Source organism: Nocardia sp. NPDC003482 (assembly GCF_053588115.1).
The window spans coordinates 1-16,045 of record NZ_JBSFPI010000034.1 but is presented as its reverse complement, the minus strand read 5'-3'; the positions used below and the strand labels follow the sequence as shown (position 1 = coordinate 16,045).

The following is a 16,045-nucleotide window of genomic DNA, read 5'->3' as shown; positions in this document are numbered from 1 at the left end:
CGCCGCTCATTTTCGCGCCGATGAGTTCCGGCGGCGCGGGGCGTCGTTATCGATGCATACGTACGCGACCGCGCCGTCGAGAGGACCGACCATGGCCACCAAGATGATCTTCTTGAATCTTCCCGTGGATGATCTGGAGCGGTCCATGACCTTCTACGAGACCCTGGGGTGGAAGGTGAATCAGGACTTCAGCGACGAGAACGCCGCCTGTGTGGTGGTGGACGACAACATCTGCCTGATGCTGCTGGTGAAGCCGTTCTTCACGACGTTCACCGATCGGCCCATCGCCGACGCGGGAACCACCACCGCGGCCACCTACGCCCTCGCGCTGGGCAGTCCGGAGGCGGTCGACCAGTTGACCGCGGCCGCGCTGCGCGCGGGCGGCACCGAACTGGTGAACGAGGACAAGCGAGCCCAGGAGGCCGCGGTCGGCATGCACGGGCGTGCCTTCCGCGACCCGGACGGACACCACTGGGAGCCCTTCCACATGGCGGGCTGACTCACTCCTCGCGGAGCTCCGGGGGCAGCCCGAACAGTGGGAACAGTCGCTCGGTGTCCAGGAAGAAGTTCAGCCCGCTGATCCGGCCCTCGTCGAACTCCAGCACGGTGATCGACCACGGGGTGTACAAGCCGGGCTCGCCGCTGGGCTTGTACTGCCCGAACGCGGGCAGGCCGTTGGCGCCCGCGAGCGGAATCATCTTGGAGCCCCGGCACGCCGACGGGCCCGGCGACTGCATGAACTCCGCGACATTGGCCGGACCGCTGACCCACAGATCGAACGGCGGCATGGACAGCGCGACGTCCTCCTTGAGCAGGGCGGTGAGCGCGTCCATGTCGTAGGCCTCGAAGGCCCGCACGAAGCCGTCGACGAGTTTGCGCTGCTGCGCGTCGTTCTCGTCGTAGGAGTTCGACTGGCTGGGCTGCACCTTGGCCATGGTGGCCCGCGCGCGTTGCAGGGCGCTGTTGACCGAGGCGGGCGACATGGTGAGCGCCTCGGCCGTCTCGTTGGCCGAGAAGCGCAGCACCTCGCGCATGATCAGGATCGCGCGCTGGGTGGCGGGCAGGTGCTGGACCGCGGCCACGAACGCCAGCCGCAGCGAATCCTTGGCCGTGGCGTGTTCGGCCGGATCGGAGCCGAAGGCCAGGCCGTTGGGGATCGGCTCGATCCAGACGTAGTCCGGCTGCGGCGGGGGCAGCGGACGGTCCGGATCGGACGGGCCGTTCAGGTCCATCGGCCGGGCCCGGCGCTGCGGTCCGTCGAGCATGTCGAGGCACACGTTCGTCGTGATCTTGTACAGCCACGACCGCAGGCTGGCCCGGCCCTCGAAGGAGTCGTAGGCCTTCCACGCCCGGGTGAAGGTCTCCTGCACGGCGTCCTCGGCCTCGAAGGAGGACCCCAACATCCGGTAGGCGTAAGCGCACAGCTCCCGCCGATACCCCTCGAACTGGCGCAGCACCTCGTCCACGGTGCCTGTGGAACTGCCCGTCTCGCTCATGCCTGACAGCCTGGCACAGGGCACCGACAAGTAATACCCCGAAAACGAGGGTTTCCCGACGAGTGCTACGACCGCGTGGTCGACGGCGCCCCGAACGATCGCCGATCCCCCGCCCAGCCCTCGATCGGGACGATCCGTTCCAGTTCGTCGAGTTGCTCGGCGCTCAGCTCGACCGCCGCGGCCGCCGCGTTCTCGGCGATGCGCGCGGCGCGGCGGCTGCCCGGAATCGGCACCACGTCCGGTCCCCGCGCCAGCAGCCACGCCAGTGCCAGCTGCCCCGCGGTGAGCCCGAGTCCGGCGGCGACATCGCGCAGGGCCGCCACCTGGGAAAGGTTGTCCGCCAAGCTGTCTCCCTGGAAGCGCGGATCGTCGCGGCGGAACGCGCTGGCGCCCACGGTGTTCGCGTCGAGGGTCGCGGTCAGCAGCCCGCGGCCCAGCGGGCTGTAGGGCACGAGCCCGATGCCCAGCTCCCGCGCGGCCGGGACCACGTCCCGCTCCGGTTCGCGCCACAGCAGCGACCATTCGAACTGCACGGCCGCGATCGGATGCACGGCCGCGGCCCGGGCCAGCTGCTCCGGGGTCGCCTCGGAGATGCCGAGGTGGCGCACCTTGCCCGCCGTCACCAATTCGGCCATGGCCCCGACGGTTTCGGCCACCGGCACCCGCGGATCGACCCGGTGCAGGTAGTACAGATCGATGACGTCGCGCTCCAGCCTGGCCAGCGAGGCGTCGCAGTACTCGCGCACCCGAGCGGGATCGCCGTCCAGCCCCACCCCGTCCGCGGTGCGCACGATGCCGAATTTCGTCGCGACCGTGACGTTCTCGCCGACACCGCGCAGCGCGCGGGCGAGCAGCCGCTCGTTGTGGCCGCTGCCGTAACTCATGGCCGTGTCGAAAAGCGTTGTCCCCGAATCGATCGCGGCGTGGATGGCGGCCACCGACTCGTCGTCGTCGACCTGGCCGTACCCCTGTGAGAATCCCATACATCCCAGCCCGACGGCCGAGACGGCCGGGCCGGTGGCCCCGAGCTCGCGTTGCTGCATGCCCACATCGTCATCGAGAGCACCGAGGATCGCCAATAGCCTTTTCGATGCCGTCCATCGGAAAGGCTATGGCGCGCTGTGCTATTTGGTGGCCGGGGCGGGCGCGTCGTCGTCGGCCGGATTGGCCTCGGCGTGCGCGTGCGCCCACTTGTAGTCGGGCTTGCCCGCCGGGGACCGCTTGATCTCCTCGACGTACCAGAGCGTGCGCGGCAGCTTGTAGGAGGAGATCTCCCGGTTCAGCACCGGCCGCAACTCCTCGAGGGTGGGCCTGCGGTCGCCGCGGCACTGCACGACGGCGGCCACCCGCTGCCCCCAGCGCTCGTCGGGCACGCCGATCACCAAGGCGTCGAAGACATCCGGATGACACTTGAGCGCGCCCTCGACCTCCTCCGGGTAGATCTTCTCGCCGCCGCTGTTGATGCTCACCGAACCGCGGCCGAGCATGGTCACGGTGCCGTCCTCCTCCACCCGGGCGTAGTCGCCGGGGATGGAGTAGCGGACACCGTGGAACTCCTTGAACGTCGCCGCCGTCTTGACCGGGTCGTTGTAGTACCCGACCGGGATGTGGCCCCGGCGCGCGATGAATCCGACCTGCCCCGAACCGGGGACCACCGGATTGCCGTCGTCGTCGAGCACATGCGTGGACGCGTCGATCTTGACCCGCGGCCCGCCGGTGTGGGTCGCGCCCTTGGTGGCGATCGACAGACCGCCGAAGCCGGTCTCGGTGGCGCCGATCGAGTCGGTGATCACCGTGTTCGGCAGCAGCTCGATGAACTCGTCCTTGAGCGCCGGGGAGAACAGCGCCGCGCTCGAGGCGAGCGCCCACAGGCTCGAATGCCGGTACGGCTCACCGGTTTCCGGGTTCCCGGCCTTCAGCGCGTCCAGCATGGGCCGGGCCATGGCGTCGCCGGTTATGAAGATCATGTTGACCTCGTGGCGGTCGATGGCCTGCCACACGCCGTGCGCGCTGAACTCCGGCAGCATGATGGCCTTGCCGCCGTCGAACAGGCTGTGGAAGGTCGCGGTCAGCGCGCCGCCGTGAATCATCGGCGGGGCCGGGTAGCGGACCATCTGGTTGCCCGCCGCGCCCTTCTTGGCCTGCTCCCACTCGTCGTCGATGTAGCTGCCGTCGTAGAAGCTGATGCCGCCGCCGAGCACCCGCCACCAGTCCTCCTGCCGCCACATGACGCCCTTGGGCAGGCCGGTGGTGCCGCCGGTGTAGATCATCAGGATGTCGTCGGGCGAGCGGTCCTCGAAGTCGCGCGCGCCCGAGGAGGCGGCCAGCACGGCCTCGTATTCCGCCGAATCCGCTGCGGTGGGGAACCGGTCTTCGGTACCGTCGTCCACGACGACGACCGTCTTCAGCTTCGGCGTATTCGGGCGCACTCCGGCCACCCGGTCGGAATACCGACGCTCGTGAATAAGCGCGACCATATCCGAATTGTCGAAGATGTATTGCAACTCGTTCTCGACGTATCGGAAGTTCACGTTCACCATGACGGCGCGCACCTTGAAGATGGCGACCATGGCCTCCACGGCCTCGATGGTGTTGCGCGAGTAGAGCCCGACCTTGTCGCCCGGTCGAACCCCGTGTTCCTGCAGGTAGTGCGCGAGCCGATTGGCCCGGTCCTCCAGCTGAGCGTAGGTCACCGAGCGGGTGTCGTCGGCCAGCGCGACACGGTCCGGCACGAGGTCGATGGTGTGTTCGACAAGGTCCGCTATGTTGTAGCTCACAGGTCAAAAATAGAACGCGTTCTCGCACCTGACAAGACTCAATTTACGGTGTTTACCAAAACCGGCGAAAGGGCCCTTTCCCAACACCGAACGCCCGCCCGGCGGGCCGGGCGGGCGGGGTGCTCACGCGATCAGGCGCTCACATACCTCTCCCGCAGTTTGCGCTTGTAGAGCTTTCCGTTCGGATCGCGCGGCAGCTCGTCCAGATAGTCGACGCTGCGCGGCAGCTTGTACTTGGCCAGCCGGGCGGCGGCGAACGCCAGCAGTTCCCGGGTGAGTTCGTCGTCGGCGGTCACCCCCGGCGCGGGCTGCACGACGGCCTTGACCTCCTGGCCCCAATCCGGGTGCGGCACACCGAAAACCGCGACATCGGCGACCTTCGGATGGGTGATCAGCTCGCTCTCGATCTCGGCCGGGTAGATGTTCACCCCGCCGGACAGGATCAGATCCGAGCGCCGATCGCAGAGGAACAGATAGCCCTCGTCGTCCATGTACCCGATGTCGCCGACGGTGAACAGATCGCCCACGCGCGCGCCCTCGGTCTTGGCCTTGTCCTTGTGGTACTCGAAGTTGGACCCGCCCATCCGCAGGTACACCTGGCCGATCTCGCCGGGCGGCAACTCCGTGCCGTCCTCGCCGAGCACCTTGACCACCGCGTACGGCCACGCCTTGCCCACCGAACCCGGTTTGCGCAGCCACTCCGCGCCCGTGATGGAGGTGCCGCCGCCCTCGGTCGCGGCGTAGTACTCGGTGACCACCGGACCCCACCACTCGAGCATCCGCCGCTTGGTCTCCTGCGGGCACGGCGCGGCCCCGTGGATCATGCAGCGCAGCGAGGACACGTCGTACTTCGCGCGGACGTCCTCGGGCAGCGCCAGCAGCCGATGGAACTGCGTGGGCACCATGTGGCTGTGCGTCACGCGATGCCGCTCGATCAGCCGCAGCATCTCCTCGGGATCCCACTTGTCCATCAGAACGACCTTGTGCCCCAACTGAATCGAGATGGAGGCGAAGTTCAGCACGGCCGTGTGATACAGCGGCGAGCCGCAGATGTGCACGTGATCGTCGAACGGCCGCAGGTCGAACAACCCGAAGAAGCCGGTCGCCTGCGGGCCGACCACATCCGGATCGGCGCCGGTCAGCGGGCGCCGAACGCCCTTGGGGCGGCCCGTGGTTCCGGAGGTGTAGAGCATGGGGGCGCCCGTGGTGCGGACCTCGGGCCGCCCGGTCTCCCCCGCGCCCAGCTCCGCCAGATCCCGGAAGCCCGCGACCGTGCCCACCGAATAACGCGCCGCCGCAGGGACATTCGCCTCGTCCGCGGCGATGCGCGCGGCCTCGGCGAAGCGTTCGTCGGCGATGAACACCTTGGCCTCGCTGTCACCGAGGATGTAGGCGACCTCCGGTCCGGTCAGATGCCAGTTCACCGCGACGATGTAGAGCCCCGCCTGATACGCGGCGAAGTACACCGCCAGCGCCTCGGCGCTGTTGTGCACCATGGAGACCAGCACGTCCCCGGGCCGTAACCCCTTGGCCTGCAAGCCCCGTGCGATCCGGTCGGCCTGTCCGGCCAGTTCCCCGTAGCCGATCTCCCGCCCCGACGGATCGACGACCGCGATCCGTTCGGGGGCGGCGGCAGCGATGTTCCACAGTCCCAGCTGCTCCGTCGAAGTCATCCCTCGAATCTAGAACGTGTTCTACCCCTGGACAAGAGGGGCGAGGGCCCGCAATTGATCCACCGAATGGGTCGTCACGAGCAGCATGCCGACCCCCGCCTTCGCCCAGACCTCGAGCTGCTCGCGCACGTGCGCCTCGTCGCCGATGATCGCGGTGTCGAGGATGAGCTCGTCCGGAACGGCCGCCGCGGCCTCGTCCTTGCGGCCGGATCGGAACAATGTGGTGATCTCGTCGACCACCTCGCCGTAGCCCATCCGGCGGTACACCTGGGCGTGGAAGTTCAGCTCCTCAGCGCCCATGCCGCCGATGTAGAGGGCCATCACCGGCTTGATCCGATCGAGTTCGCCGCGGGTGTCGCCGGTGACGAGCACCTGGCAGCTCGCGGCGATCTCGAAGTCCGCGCGCGAGCGCCGCGCACCCGGGCGGGCGAACCCCTCGTCGAGCCATTCGTCGTACATTCCGGCGAGCCGCGGGGTGTAGTAGATGGCCAGCCAGCCGTCCGCGATCTCGGCGGTCAGCGCCACGTTCTTCGGGCCCTCCGCGCCCAGCCAGATCGGGATATCCGCACGTAGCGGATGGGTGATCGGCTTGAGCGGCTTGCCGAGGCCGGTCGCGCCCGGACCCCGGTAGGGCAGCGGGTAGTGCGGCCCGTCGCTGGTGACCTTGCCCTCGCGGGCCAGCACCTGCCGGACGATGTCGACGTACTCGCGGGTGCGCCGCAACGGCTTCTCGAACGGCTGCCCGTACCAGCCCTCCACCACCTGCGGACCGGAGACGCCGAGGCCCAGCACGGCCCGTCCGCCGCTGAGGTGGTCGAGGGTCAGCGCGGCCATGGCGGTGGCGGTGGGCGTGCGCGCCGACAGCTGCGCCACCGAGGTGCCCAGCCGCACCCGGCGGGTCGCCGACCCCCACCAGGCCAGCGGGGTGAACGCGTCCGATCCCCAGGACTCAGCGGTGAAGACGGCGTCGAATCCGATCTCCTCGGCGGCGATCACCATCTCCGCGGCCTGGGCGGGCGGCCGCGCGCCCCAGTAACCGAGCTGCAATCCGAATCGCATGGGCGGGACCTTTCTCTTGCCACCAGAATAAGAACCTGTTCTACTCGATATCGTGACTCAGGGGAACACCATGACCGGCGCAATTCCCGACATTCTCGCCGCGGAACTGCGCATGAAGTTCGACTACACCCGCTCGGTCGGACCGACCATCGGGCGCTTCCTCACCGGGTTGCGCGCCGGACGCGTGGTCGGGGTCCGCGGCTCGGACGGGCGCGTGCTGGTTCCGCCCGCGGAGTTCGATCCGGTGACCTCCGAACGGCTCACCGAGTTCGTCGACGTCGCCGATGTCGGCACCGTGCAGACGTGGTCGTGGGTGCGGGAGCCGTTGCCCGGCCAGCCCTTCGACCGCCCGTTCGCCTACGCGCTGATCAAACTCGACGGGGCGGACACCGGCCTGCTGCACGCGGTCGACGTCGCCGCGCCCGAGGACATCCACACCGGGATGCGGGTGCGGGCGCGCTGGGCCGCCGAGCGCACGGGCGTCATCGGCGACATCGTGTGTTTCGAGCCCGGCGACACCTCCACCGCGCCCGCCGACGCCGACCCCGGCGAACCGGTGACGGGCATCGTGACCCCGATCGACCTGCGCTACAAGCACACCGCCTCGCCGCAGGAGACGGTGTTCCTGCGCGGCATCGCCGAGGGCAGGCTCATCGGCGCGCGGGCCGCCGACGGCAAGGTCTACTTCCCGCCGCGCGGCGCCGACCCGCGCACCGGCGAGGCGACCGAGGACTACGTCGACCTCGCCGACACCGGCATCGTCACCACCTTCTGCATCGTGAACGTGCCGTTCCAGGGTCAGCGCATCAAGCCGCCGTACGTGGCCGCCTACATCCTGCTCGACGGCGCGGACATCCCGTTCCTGCATCTGGTGCTGGGCTGTGAGCCGAGCGAGGTGCGCATGGGCCTGCGCGTCAAGGCCGTGTGGAAACCGCGCGCGGAGTGGACCTACGACGGGCTGGACAACGTGGCCCACTTCGAGCCCACCGGCGAGCCCGACGCCGAATACGAGACCTACGCGCACCACCTGTAGAGAGGCGCTGAAAGACCTTGAGCGACAACGTGACCGATATCGCGGTGGTGGGCTTCGCGCACGCCCCGCACGTCCCCGAGACCTACGGCACCACCAACGGCGTCGAGATGCTGGTGCCCTGCTTCCGCGAGCTGTACGACACGCTCGGCATCTCGGTCTCCGATATCGACTTCTGGTGCTCCGGATCCTCGGATTACCTTGCCGGACGGGCCTTCTCGTTCATCTCCGCGATCGACTCCATCGGCGCGGTGCCGCCGATCAACGAATCGCACGTGGAGATGGACGCGGCCTGGGCGCTGTACGAGGCGTGGGTGAAAATCCGCTCCGGACAGGCGAAGACGGCGCTGGTGTACGGCTTCGGCAAGCCGTCGGCGGGCATCCTGCGCCAGGTGCTGACCATGCAGACCGATCCCTATCTGGTCGCGCCGCTGTGGCCGGACGCGGTCTCGATGGCCGGGCTCCAGGCGCGGGCCGGTCTGGACGCCGGGAAGTGGACCGAGAAGGATATGGCGGCGGTCACCGCGAGCGACGCCGCCGATCTCGAAAAGCGTTTGGCCGCACCATATGTCGCCGATCCGCTGCGCGCCCACGACATCGCGCCGATCACCGACGGCGCGGCGGCCGTCGTGCTCGCGGCCGGTGACCGGGCGCGCGAGCTGTGCCCGAATCCGGCCTGGATCACCGGCATCGCCCATCGGATCGACACCCCCGTACTGGGCGCCCGCGATCTCACCACCTCGCCCTCGGCCGCCGCGGCCGCGCGGGACGTGACCGGCGGGGACGCAAGCGATTTCGACATCGCCGAGCTGCACGCCCAGTTCAGCCACGAGCAGCTCATCCTGGCCGAGGCCCTCGGCCTGGGCGCGGGCACCCGGATCAATCCGTCCGGCGGCGCGCTCGCGGGCAATCCCATGTTCGCGGCGGGTCTGGAACGCATCGGCTTCGCCGCCACCGAAATCATCAACGGCAACGCCCGGCGCGCCCTCGCCCACGCGGCGAGCGGCCCGGCGTTGCAGCAGAACCTTGTGGCCACCCTGGAGGCACGATGAGCAACCCCACGGCCGTGCTCGGCACCGGCCAAACCCATCACGTGACGAAACGCACCGACGTTTCCATGGCCGGGATGATCCGCGAGGCAATCGATCGCGCGCTCACCGACGCCGAGCTCACGATGGCCGAGATCGATGCCGTCGTGGTCGGCAAGGCGCCGGACCTGTTCGAGGGTTCGATGATGCCCGAGCTGTTCCTCGCCGACGCGTTGGGCGCCAGCGGGAAACCGATGCTGCGCGTGCACACCGCGGGGTCGGTCGGCGGGTCGACCGGTATCGTCGCCGCCAACCAGGTCCAGGCCGGGGTGCACGGCAAGGTGCTCGCGGTGGCCTGGGAGAAGCAGTCCGAATCCAATGCCATGTGGGCGCTGTCGAATCCGGTGCCGTTCACCAAGCCGGTCGGCGCGGGCGCGGGCGGATACTTCGCCCCGCACGTGCGCGCCTACATCCGGCGCTCCAGCGCGCCCCTGCACATCGGCGCCATGGTCGCGGTGAAGGATCGCCGCAACGGCGCGCGCAATCCGCTGGCCCATCTCCAGCAGGCCGACATCACCATGGAGTCGGTGCTGGCCTCGCAAATGCTCTGGGACCCAATCCGTTTCGACGAGACCTGCCCCTCCTCCGACGGCGCGTGCGCCATCGTGCTCGGCGACGAGGCGTCGGCCAAGGCCGCGGAGTCCGCGGGCCGCACGGTGGCGTGGGTGCACGGCACCGCGATGCGCACCGAACCGCTGGCCTACGCCGGGCGCGATCAGGTCAGCCCGCAGGCGGGCCGGGACGCGGCCGCGGCGCTGTGGCGGCAGGCCGGGATCACCAATCCGCTCGAGGAGATCGACGCGGCCGAGATCTATGTGCCGTTCTCCTGGTTCGAGCCGATGTGGCTGGAGAACCTCGGCTTCACCGCCGAGGGCGAGGGCTGGAAGCTGACCGACGCCAAGGAGACCGAGATCGGCGGGAAGCTGCCGGTGAATCCGTCCGGCGGCGTGCTCAGTTCCAATCCGATCGGCGCCTCGGGCCTGATCCGATTCGCCGAGGCGGCCAAACAGGTGATGCGGCGGGCCGGTGACTACCAGGTCGACGGGGCGCGAAAGGCGTTCGGTCACGCATACGGCGGCGGGTCGCAGTACTTCTCCATGTGGGTGGTCGGCAGCGAACAGCCGTAGTTTCAGGCGGAACGGATTGTGCGCGGCCACAATCCGATTTCGCCACAAGTTCTGATGCAGATTTCAAGGACATTTGTAAATTCATCAGCAAACTCATTCGAGGCAGCATGACCACCACCACCGATCATCCCGCCCGGCTCGCGGGTCGCGCATCCCAAGCCGCCGTCCGCGCCCGCGACAAGCAGGCATGGCTGGAGTTGTTCGCCCCCGACGGCATCGTCGAGGACCCCATCGGCCCCTCGGTCTTCGACCCCGAGGGCCGCGGCCACCGCGGCCGCGACGCCATCGCCGCCTTCTGGGACAAGGCCATCGCCCCCACCGAATCGATCGAGTTCCTCTTCGAGGACTCCTTCGCCTGCGGCCACGAGATCGCCTTCACCGGCCTCATCCGCACCCGCATGGCCGGACACGTCATCGACGCGGAGGGCGTGTTCACCTACCGCGTCGACGCCTCCGGCAAGATCACCGCCCTGCGCGCGTTCTGGGAGACCGACCGCGCGATGGCGACCATGCGCAAGGAGTGAATCACCTCGTCCGGTAGTCCACCGGGAACTCCTTGATCCCGTTCAACCACCCCGAGCGGAGGCGCTTGGGGTCGCCGAGGCGGGTGATGTCGGGGAGGTGGTCGGCGATGGCGTTGAAGATCAGGTCGATCTCCAGGCGGGCCAGGTTGGCGCCGATGCAGAAGTGGGCGCCGGTGCCGCCGAAGGCCAGGTGCGGGTTGGGGTCTCGGGTGATGTCGAAGGTGAAGGGCCGGTCGAAGACGTCCTCGTCGAAGTTGGCCGAGCGGTAGATCATCAGGACCCGCTGGCCCTTCTTCATCTGGACGCCGGACAGTTCCACGTCCTCGAGGGCCGTGCGCTGGAAGGTGCTCACCGGGGTGGCCCAGCGGATGATCTCGTCGGCGGCCGTCGCCGGGCGCTCCCGCTTGAACAGCTCCCACTGGTCCGGGTTGTCCAGGAACGCGATCATGCCGTGGCTGATGGCGTTTCGCGTGGTCTCGTTGCCCGCGACCGCGAGCATCATCACGAAGAAGCCGAACTCCTCCGAGGTCAGCGCCTCACCGTCGATGTCGGCGTGCACCAGCTCGGTGACGATGTCCTGCTCGGGCGCGGCCTTGCGGGCCTCGGCCATCTGGTAGGCGTAGCCGAGGATCTCCATCGAGGCGGTCAGCGGATCGACATCGATGTCCGGATCGTCGTAGCCGGTCATCTCGTTGGACCAGCGGAAGACCTTCATCCGGTCCTCCTGCGGAATGCCGATCAGCTCGGCGATCGCCTGCAACGGCAGCTCGCACGCCACCTGCGTGACGAAGTCGCCGGACCCCTCGGCCGCGGCGGCCTCGACGATCGCGGCGGCCCGGGCCGAGAGTTCGGCGCGCAGGCCGTTGATCGCGCGCGGGGTGAAGCCCTTGGAGACCAGCTTGCGCAGTTTGGTGTGCTCGGGGGCGTCCTTGTTCAGCAGCACCAAGCGCTGCATCTCGATGTTCTCGCGGGTGATGTCGTCGTTGAACCGCGGGATCGCGGTGTTCTCGAAGTTGGAGAACACATCGCTGCGCCGCGAGATCTCCTTGACATCGGCGTGCTTGGTGACCACCCAGAAGCCGTCGTCGTGGAAGCCGCCGACCTCGGGCGACTTGGGGTTCCACCAGATCGGGGCGGTCCGGCGCAGCTCCGCGAGTTCCTCGACCGGAACCCGCTGCGCCCACAGATCCGGATCGGTCACGTCGAAACCGTCCGGAAGCCGGGGCGCCGGTCGAGTGTCAACCACGGGTCGTCTCCTTCGCACACGTATTGGAACACGTTCTACCCTCATTGCAACATAGGTGGTATCACTAGTAAAGGAGCCGTTTTCAGCGGTTTCTCCAGGTGGAGAAACCTGTTTCAATTTCTGGTCGGAAGGATGGACCATGGGCACACCCGTCATCGTCGAGGCCGCGCGGACCCCGATCGGCAAGCGCGGGGGCTGGCTCGCCGGGCTGCACGCCGCCGAGATCCTCGGCGCGGCCCAGCGCGGCGTCCTCGAGCGCGCCCAGCTCGATCCGGCCCTGGTCGAACAGGTCATCGGCGGCTGTGTGACGCAGGCCGGGGAGCAGTCCAACAACGTCACCCGCACGGCCTGGCTGCATTCCGGCCTGCCGTGGCAGGCGGGCGCGACCACCATCGACGCGCAGTGCGGTTCGGCCCAGCAGGCCAATCACCTGGTCGCCGGGCTCATCGCCGCGGGCGCGATCGAGGTCGGCATCGCCTGCGGCGTCGAGGCCATGACGCACGTCCCGCTGGGCGCGAACGTCGGCGAGCACGCGGGCCCGCGCCGCCCCGCGACCTGGGACATCGATATGCCCAACCAGTTCCAGGCCGCCGAGCGAATCGCCAAGCGGCGCGGCATCACTCGCGCCGACGTCGACGAATTCGGCGCTCGCTCACAGCGTCTGGCGGCCCGGGCCTGGGCCGAGGGGCGGTTCGACCGCGAGGTGCTCACCGTCCCCGCGCCGCAGGTCGACAAGGAGGGCAACCCCACCGGCGAGAAGCTCGACGTCAGCCGCGATCAAGGTCTGCGGGACACCACGATCGAGGGACTGGCCAAACTGAAGCCGGTGCTCGAGGACGGCATCCACACCGCGGGCACCTCCTCGCAGATCTCCGACGGCGCCGCCGCGGTGCTGCTCATGGACGAACAGGCCGCCGCGCGTGCGGGTCTGCGCCCGCGGGCGCGCATCGTGACGCAATGCCTGGTCGGCGCGGAACCGGAGTTCCATCTCGACGGGCCGGTGCAGGCGTGCGCGCGGCTGCTGGAACGATCCGGCATGAGCATGTCCGATATCGACCTGTTCGAGATCAACGAGGCGTTCGCGTCGGTGCCGCTGTCCTGGGCCTCGGTGCACAAGCCGGATCTGGACCGGGTCAACGTCAACGGCGGCGCGATCGCGATCGGCCATCCGGTGGGCAGCACCGGATCCCGGCTCCTCACAACGGCTTTGCACGAACTCGAGCGGTCCGACTCGTCGATTGCTATGGTCCTCATGTGCGCCGGTGGCGCACTTGCGACGGGTACGATCATCGAACGCGTCTAGGAGACTGGCCTTTTCGGCCAAGTTGAACGTTCATCCCGAGGGCCGCAGAACGTGGCGTACACCACACAAAATGCGGTACAGACAGGAAGATGAGACGTCAGCTATCCTACGGTTATCCCTGGCCCGTCGCGCTGGAAGCTCGCGACGGGCCAGAATCCGTCTGTACCAGCGTTTCCCAACAAACGGCCGCGGTCGCCCGCAAACGCCCCGACCCACTTCCGTTCCCGAACCGGCCCCCTGGAAGCTTCAAGGAAATCGCCAATCAGGCGTAGGTTTTCAGTTACTTAGCCGCTAATATCAATGATACGTATCCGAGATAACGACTGTTAGTACAGCGAAGGGAATTGGGCGGCTCACAATGGCTGATTTCGCGGCGCGGCTGAACAAGCTGTTCGAAACCGTGCATCCCCCGGGGCGTAAGCCGCACACCAACGCGGAGGTGGCTGCCGCGCTGACGGCAGCAGGGCATCCGATCTCGAAACCGTACCTCTCCCAGTTGCGGTCGGGACAACGGACCAACCCGTCCGACGAGACGGTGGCTGCGCTGGCGAAGTTCTTCAAGGTCAAACCGGACTACTTCTTCAACGACATCTACGCGGCCAAGATCGACCACGATCTCGAGCTGCTGTCCCAGCTGCAAGGCTACGGACTCCGTCGGTTGTCGAGTAGGGCGTTCGACCTCTCCGAAGAGTCACAGAACCTGCTCACCTCGATGGCCGAGAAGCTGCGAGCGAGCGAGGGTCTGCCCGAGATTCCGCCGGACGGCACGGAATAGGAAGTACCCCAAGGCAACACAGTGCGGCCTCAGGAACCGCACTGTGTTTGTTTTGGGACACGGAGCCGAAGCGTGCGGGCCGCTTCGGTTCCGACTCATGCCCTCGGTGTGACCTACGACATCAAACCGAGCGGTTGGGCGAATCTCCGGCGTCCTGTGACCTCAGCGACTCCGGGCACTCGCCCGCCGATCGGCGCCCTCGTACGCGCGGGCGATGGCCTGGACCCAGCCGCGCGGGCTCAGGCCCTCCGGCGGGGCGATCCAGCGCGCGTCGATGACCACCTCGCCCAAGGGTTCTCGGGCCCAGCGGGCCACCTGGTCGGCGCGTTCGCCGATCGAGCGGGGCGGCGGCCCGGCGGCCGCCAACTCCACGCCGCCGCCGGACTGTAGATACAGCGCGTCCAGGATCTGCGCAACCTGGTCGGACGCCTTGAGCTGCGTGGTGGATCCGAGCTGGTCGTGCGCGACCACCTCTGGGAACCGTTCGAGCAGGACCCGGTGCAGCAGCCGAATCTGCCGCAGCAGCAGGCGAGCTCGGGCCCACAGCTCCAGCACGATCCACACCGCGCCCACCGCGATCAGCAGGCTCGCCGCCTGCCAGGCGGGCCAGAACCAGCCCGGCTCCCCCGGCCGCGCGGCGTCCTCGTCGACGAGCAGCCGCCGGATGGTCAGCACCGAGAGCACGCCCACCACAACGGTTCCCGAGGTGTAGAGCGCGATGCCGCGGCCGAGCGCGGTCCAGTCCAGATTGCGCAGTCCGGTGACCGCGATGAACCCGCACGCGAGCAGTACGGCCACCCATCCGAAGGTCGCGGACCAGGCCAGCGCGATCGCGACGGCGACGAGCCCGGCCGCGTAGATCATGGCCGCGATCTGGCGCAGGTTGCGCCGCGAGACGACCGGCCAGGCCGCGGCGGCGACCACGGAGGTGGCCACCGCGAACAGCAGCCAGGCCGCGAGCTGCGCGTGGTCGGCCACCGATCGGCCCCGAATGCCGTGCGGCGCCAGATGATCCAGCGGCACCCCGACCTCGGGGATGGTGACCGTGGCCGCGACGGCGACGGCGGCGACGGCCACCACGATCGCGACGCGCGCGGTGGTGGCGGGTTTGACCAGTACGCGCCCCACCCGCGCGCCGGCCGCCATCCAGACCAGCAGGGCCGTGAGCCAGAACGTCATGGTGTCCCCTTCACCCCAGCGCCTCGTCGAATCGGAGGACCGAGACGCCCGCGCCCCGGTTGTTGAGTACGCGCAGCCTCGTCATGAGCATGTTCGCGAACGTCTCCGCCTCCCATTCGCAGTGCTCGTCGCCGCCGTCCTCGACGATCTGCTCGTGCGCGCGCTGGCTGAGCATGTAGGCGATGAGGTCGTCGCTCGCCTCGAGGGTCACCTCGGTCGCGGGTTCGCCGGGGTGGTCGAAGACGATGTGCCCCAGTTCGTGCGCGAGGGTGTGGTCGCGGCTGGGCAGTGCCGCGGCGAGCACGATGACGTCCCGGTCCGGGTAGCTGCGGCGCTGGCCGCAGACGCCGGGGCCGAGCTGTTCGCTGAGGATGTCGATGGGACGGCGGCGTTCGGCCGCGATCGCCAGCACCACCTCGTCGAGCGTGGTGGCGTCGAAGTCGGCGGCCACCGCGCAGACCGCGTCGACCGCCGCGGCGACGCGCCGATAGGAACGGCCGCTCTGGGCCCGGCTCTCGGTCATCTACTCACCCCCTCATGCCCTCGGCCCGAAGAACTCCGCGCGCGCGGCGTCGATCCGCGCCTGCGCGGCCGAGGCGCTCTGGAAGCTGACCGCTCCGGATCCGGCCGCCGCCAACGCCATTGCGATCAGACCGCCCACGACGGTCAGCACCTTCACCGGCCAGTCGCGTACCGGCGTCGAGTGGGCCGGAACCACCGCGATCGTGCTGACCGCGGGGCTGACCCTGATCGTCGGCACCTACTTCC

General features: G+C 68.7%; 14 protein-coding genes and 2 pseudogenes. 8 read left to right on the top strand and 8 right to left on the bottom strand.

The annotated features are described in order from the left end of the window. Nucleotides 1–91: 91 nt before the first annotated feature. On the top strand, nucleotides 92–499 hold the full coding sequence (locus ACWDSJ_RS34625; protein ID WP_387368396.1) for a VOC family protein: 408 nt from the start codon (nucleotides 92–94) through the stop codon (nucleotides 497–499). Nucleotide 500: 1 nt separating this feature from the next. On the opposite strand, the gene ACWDSJ_RS34620 is transcribed toward ACWDSJ_RS34625, so the two are convergent. From ACWDSJ_RS34620 to ACWDSJ_RS34600, 5 genes and pseudogenes are all read right to left on the bottom strand, one after another. Further along, nucleotides 501–1,496: a sigma-70 family RNA polymerase sigma factor gene (locus ACWDSJ_RS34620; RefSeq protein ID WP_387368394.1), complete on the bottom strand. Its 996-nt coding sequence runs from the start codon at nucleotides 1,494–1,496 to the stop codon at nucleotides 501–503. Between the two features lie 65 nt (nucleotides 1,497–1,561). Next, a complete protein-coding gene (locus tag ACWDSJ_RS34615; RefSeq protein ID WP_450037000.1) occupies nucleotides 1,562–2,539 on the bottom strand; it encodes an aldo/keto reductase in 978 nt (325 codons plus the stop codon). An 81-nt stretch (nucleotides 2,540–2,620) separates the two neighbouring features. After that, entirely contained in the window at nucleotides 2,621–4,273 is a 1,653-nt protein-coding gene (locus ACWDSJ_RS34610) for an acyl-CoA synthetase (protein WP_450036998.1), read from the bottom strand. A 131-nt stretch (nucleotides 4,274–4,404) separates the two neighbouring features. Continuing rightward, nucleotides 4,405–6,001, bottom strand: a pseudogene (locus ACWDSJ_RS34605) (acyl-CoA synthetase). Continuing rightward, nucleotides 5,968–7,005 (bottom strand): LLM class F420-dependent oxidoreductase, encoded by a 1,038-nt coding sequence (locus tag ACWDSJ_RS34600; protein ID WP_450036997.1) that lies wholly within the window; start codon nucleotides 7,003–7,005, stop codon nucleotides 5,968–5,970. The pseudogene ACWDSJ_RS34605 and the gene ACWDSJ_RS34600 overlap by 34 nt, the downstream one beginning before the upstream one ends. Nucleotides 7,006–7,075: 70 nt before the next feature. On the opposite strand from ACWDSJ_RS34600, the gene ACWDSJ_RS34595 reads away from it, so the two are divergent. The 4 genes from ACWDSJ_RS34595 to ACWDSJ_RS34580 all read left to right on the top strand — a co-directional run bounded on the left by ACWDSJ_RS34595 (nucleotide 7,076) and on the right by ACWDSJ_RS34580 (nucleotide 10,774). Beyond that, nucleotides 7,076–8,038, top strand: coding sequence for a Zn-ribbon domain-containing OB-fold protein (locus ACWDSJ_RS34595; RefSeq protein WP_387368467.1), 963 nt, complete (start codon nucleotides 7,076–7,078; stop codon nucleotides 8,036–8,038). 29 nt (nucleotides 8,039–8,067) lie between these two features. Then, entirely contained in the window at nucleotides 8,068–9,087 is a 1,020-nt protein-coding gene (locus ACWDSJ_RS34590) for a thiolase domain-containing protein (protein WP_387368465.1), read from the top strand. Next, nucleotides 9,084–10,250, top strand: a complete 1,167-nt coding sequence (locus ACWDSJ_RS34585; protein WP_450036995.1) for a thiolase domain-containing protein — start codon at nucleotides 9,084–9,086, stop codon at nucleotides 10,248–10,250. The genes ACWDSJ_RS34590 and ACWDSJ_RS34585 overlap by 4 nt, the downstream gene beginning before the upstream one ends. A 107-nt stretch (nucleotides 10,251–10,357) precedes the next feature. Beyond that, nucleotides 10,358–10,774 (top strand): nuclear transport factor 2 family protein, encoded by a 417-nt coding sequence (locus tag ACWDSJ_RS34580; RefSeq protein WP_450036994.1) that lies wholly within the window; start codon nucleotides 10,358–10,360, stop codon nucleotides 10,772–10,774. A 1-nt stretch (nucleotide 10,775) separates the two neighbouring features. On the opposite strand, the gene ACWDSJ_RS34575 is transcribed toward ACWDSJ_RS34580, so the two are convergent. Beyond that, nucleotides 10,776–12,020 carry a cytochrome P450 gene (locus ACWDSJ_RS34575; RefSeq protein ID WP_450036993.1) on the bottom strand — a complete coding sequence of 415 codons (1,245 nt, stop codon included), beginning with the start codon at nucleotides 12,018–12,020 and terminating at the stop codon, nucleotides 10,776–10,778. Nucleotides 12,021–12,159: 139 nt separating this feature from the next. Here ACWDSJ_RS34575 and ACWDSJ_RS34570 point away from each other — a divergent pair, with 139 nt between their 5' ends. Further along, nucleotides 12,160–13,323 carry a steroid 3-ketoacyl-CoA thiolase gene (locus ACWDSJ_RS34570; protein ID WP_387368380.1) on the top strand — a complete coding sequence of 388 codons (1,164 nt, stop codon included), beginning with the start codon at nucleotides 12,160–12,162 and terminating at the stop codon, nucleotides 13,321–13,323. Between the two features lie 358 nt (nucleotides 13,324–13,681). Next, nucleotides 13,682–14,098: a helix-turn-helix domain-containing protein gene (locus tag ACWDSJ_RS34565; RefSeq protein ID WP_062508866.1), complete on the top strand. Its 417-nt coding sequence runs from the start codon at nucleotides 13,682–13,684 to the stop codon at nucleotides 14,096–14,098. Nucleotides 14,099–14,260: 162 nt separating this feature from the next. Here ACWDSJ_RS34565 and ACWDSJ_RS34560 read toward each other — a convergent pair whose 3' ends face one another. After that, nucleotides 14,261–15,277, bottom strand: coding sequence for a hypothetical protein (locus ACWDSJ_RS34560; protein WP_450036991.1), 1,017 nt, complete (start codon nucleotides 15,275–15,277; stop codon nucleotides 14,261–14,263). Between the two features lie 10 nt (nucleotides 15,278–15,287). After that, complete coding sequence (locus tag ACWDSJ_RS34555) at nucleotides 15,288–15,800, bottom strand: ImmA/IrrE family metallo-endopeptidase (RefSeq protein ID WP_387368375.1); 513 nt, start codon at nucleotides 15,798–15,800, stop codon at nucleotides 15,288–15,290. A gap of 151 nt (nucleotides 15,801–15,951) precedes the next feature. Between ACWDSJ_RS34555 and ACWDSJ_RS34550 the strand changes: the two are divergent. Next, nucleotides 15,952–16,045, top strand: a pseudogene (locus ACWDSJ_RS34550) (cytochrome c oxidase subunit 4); the annotation flags it as partial.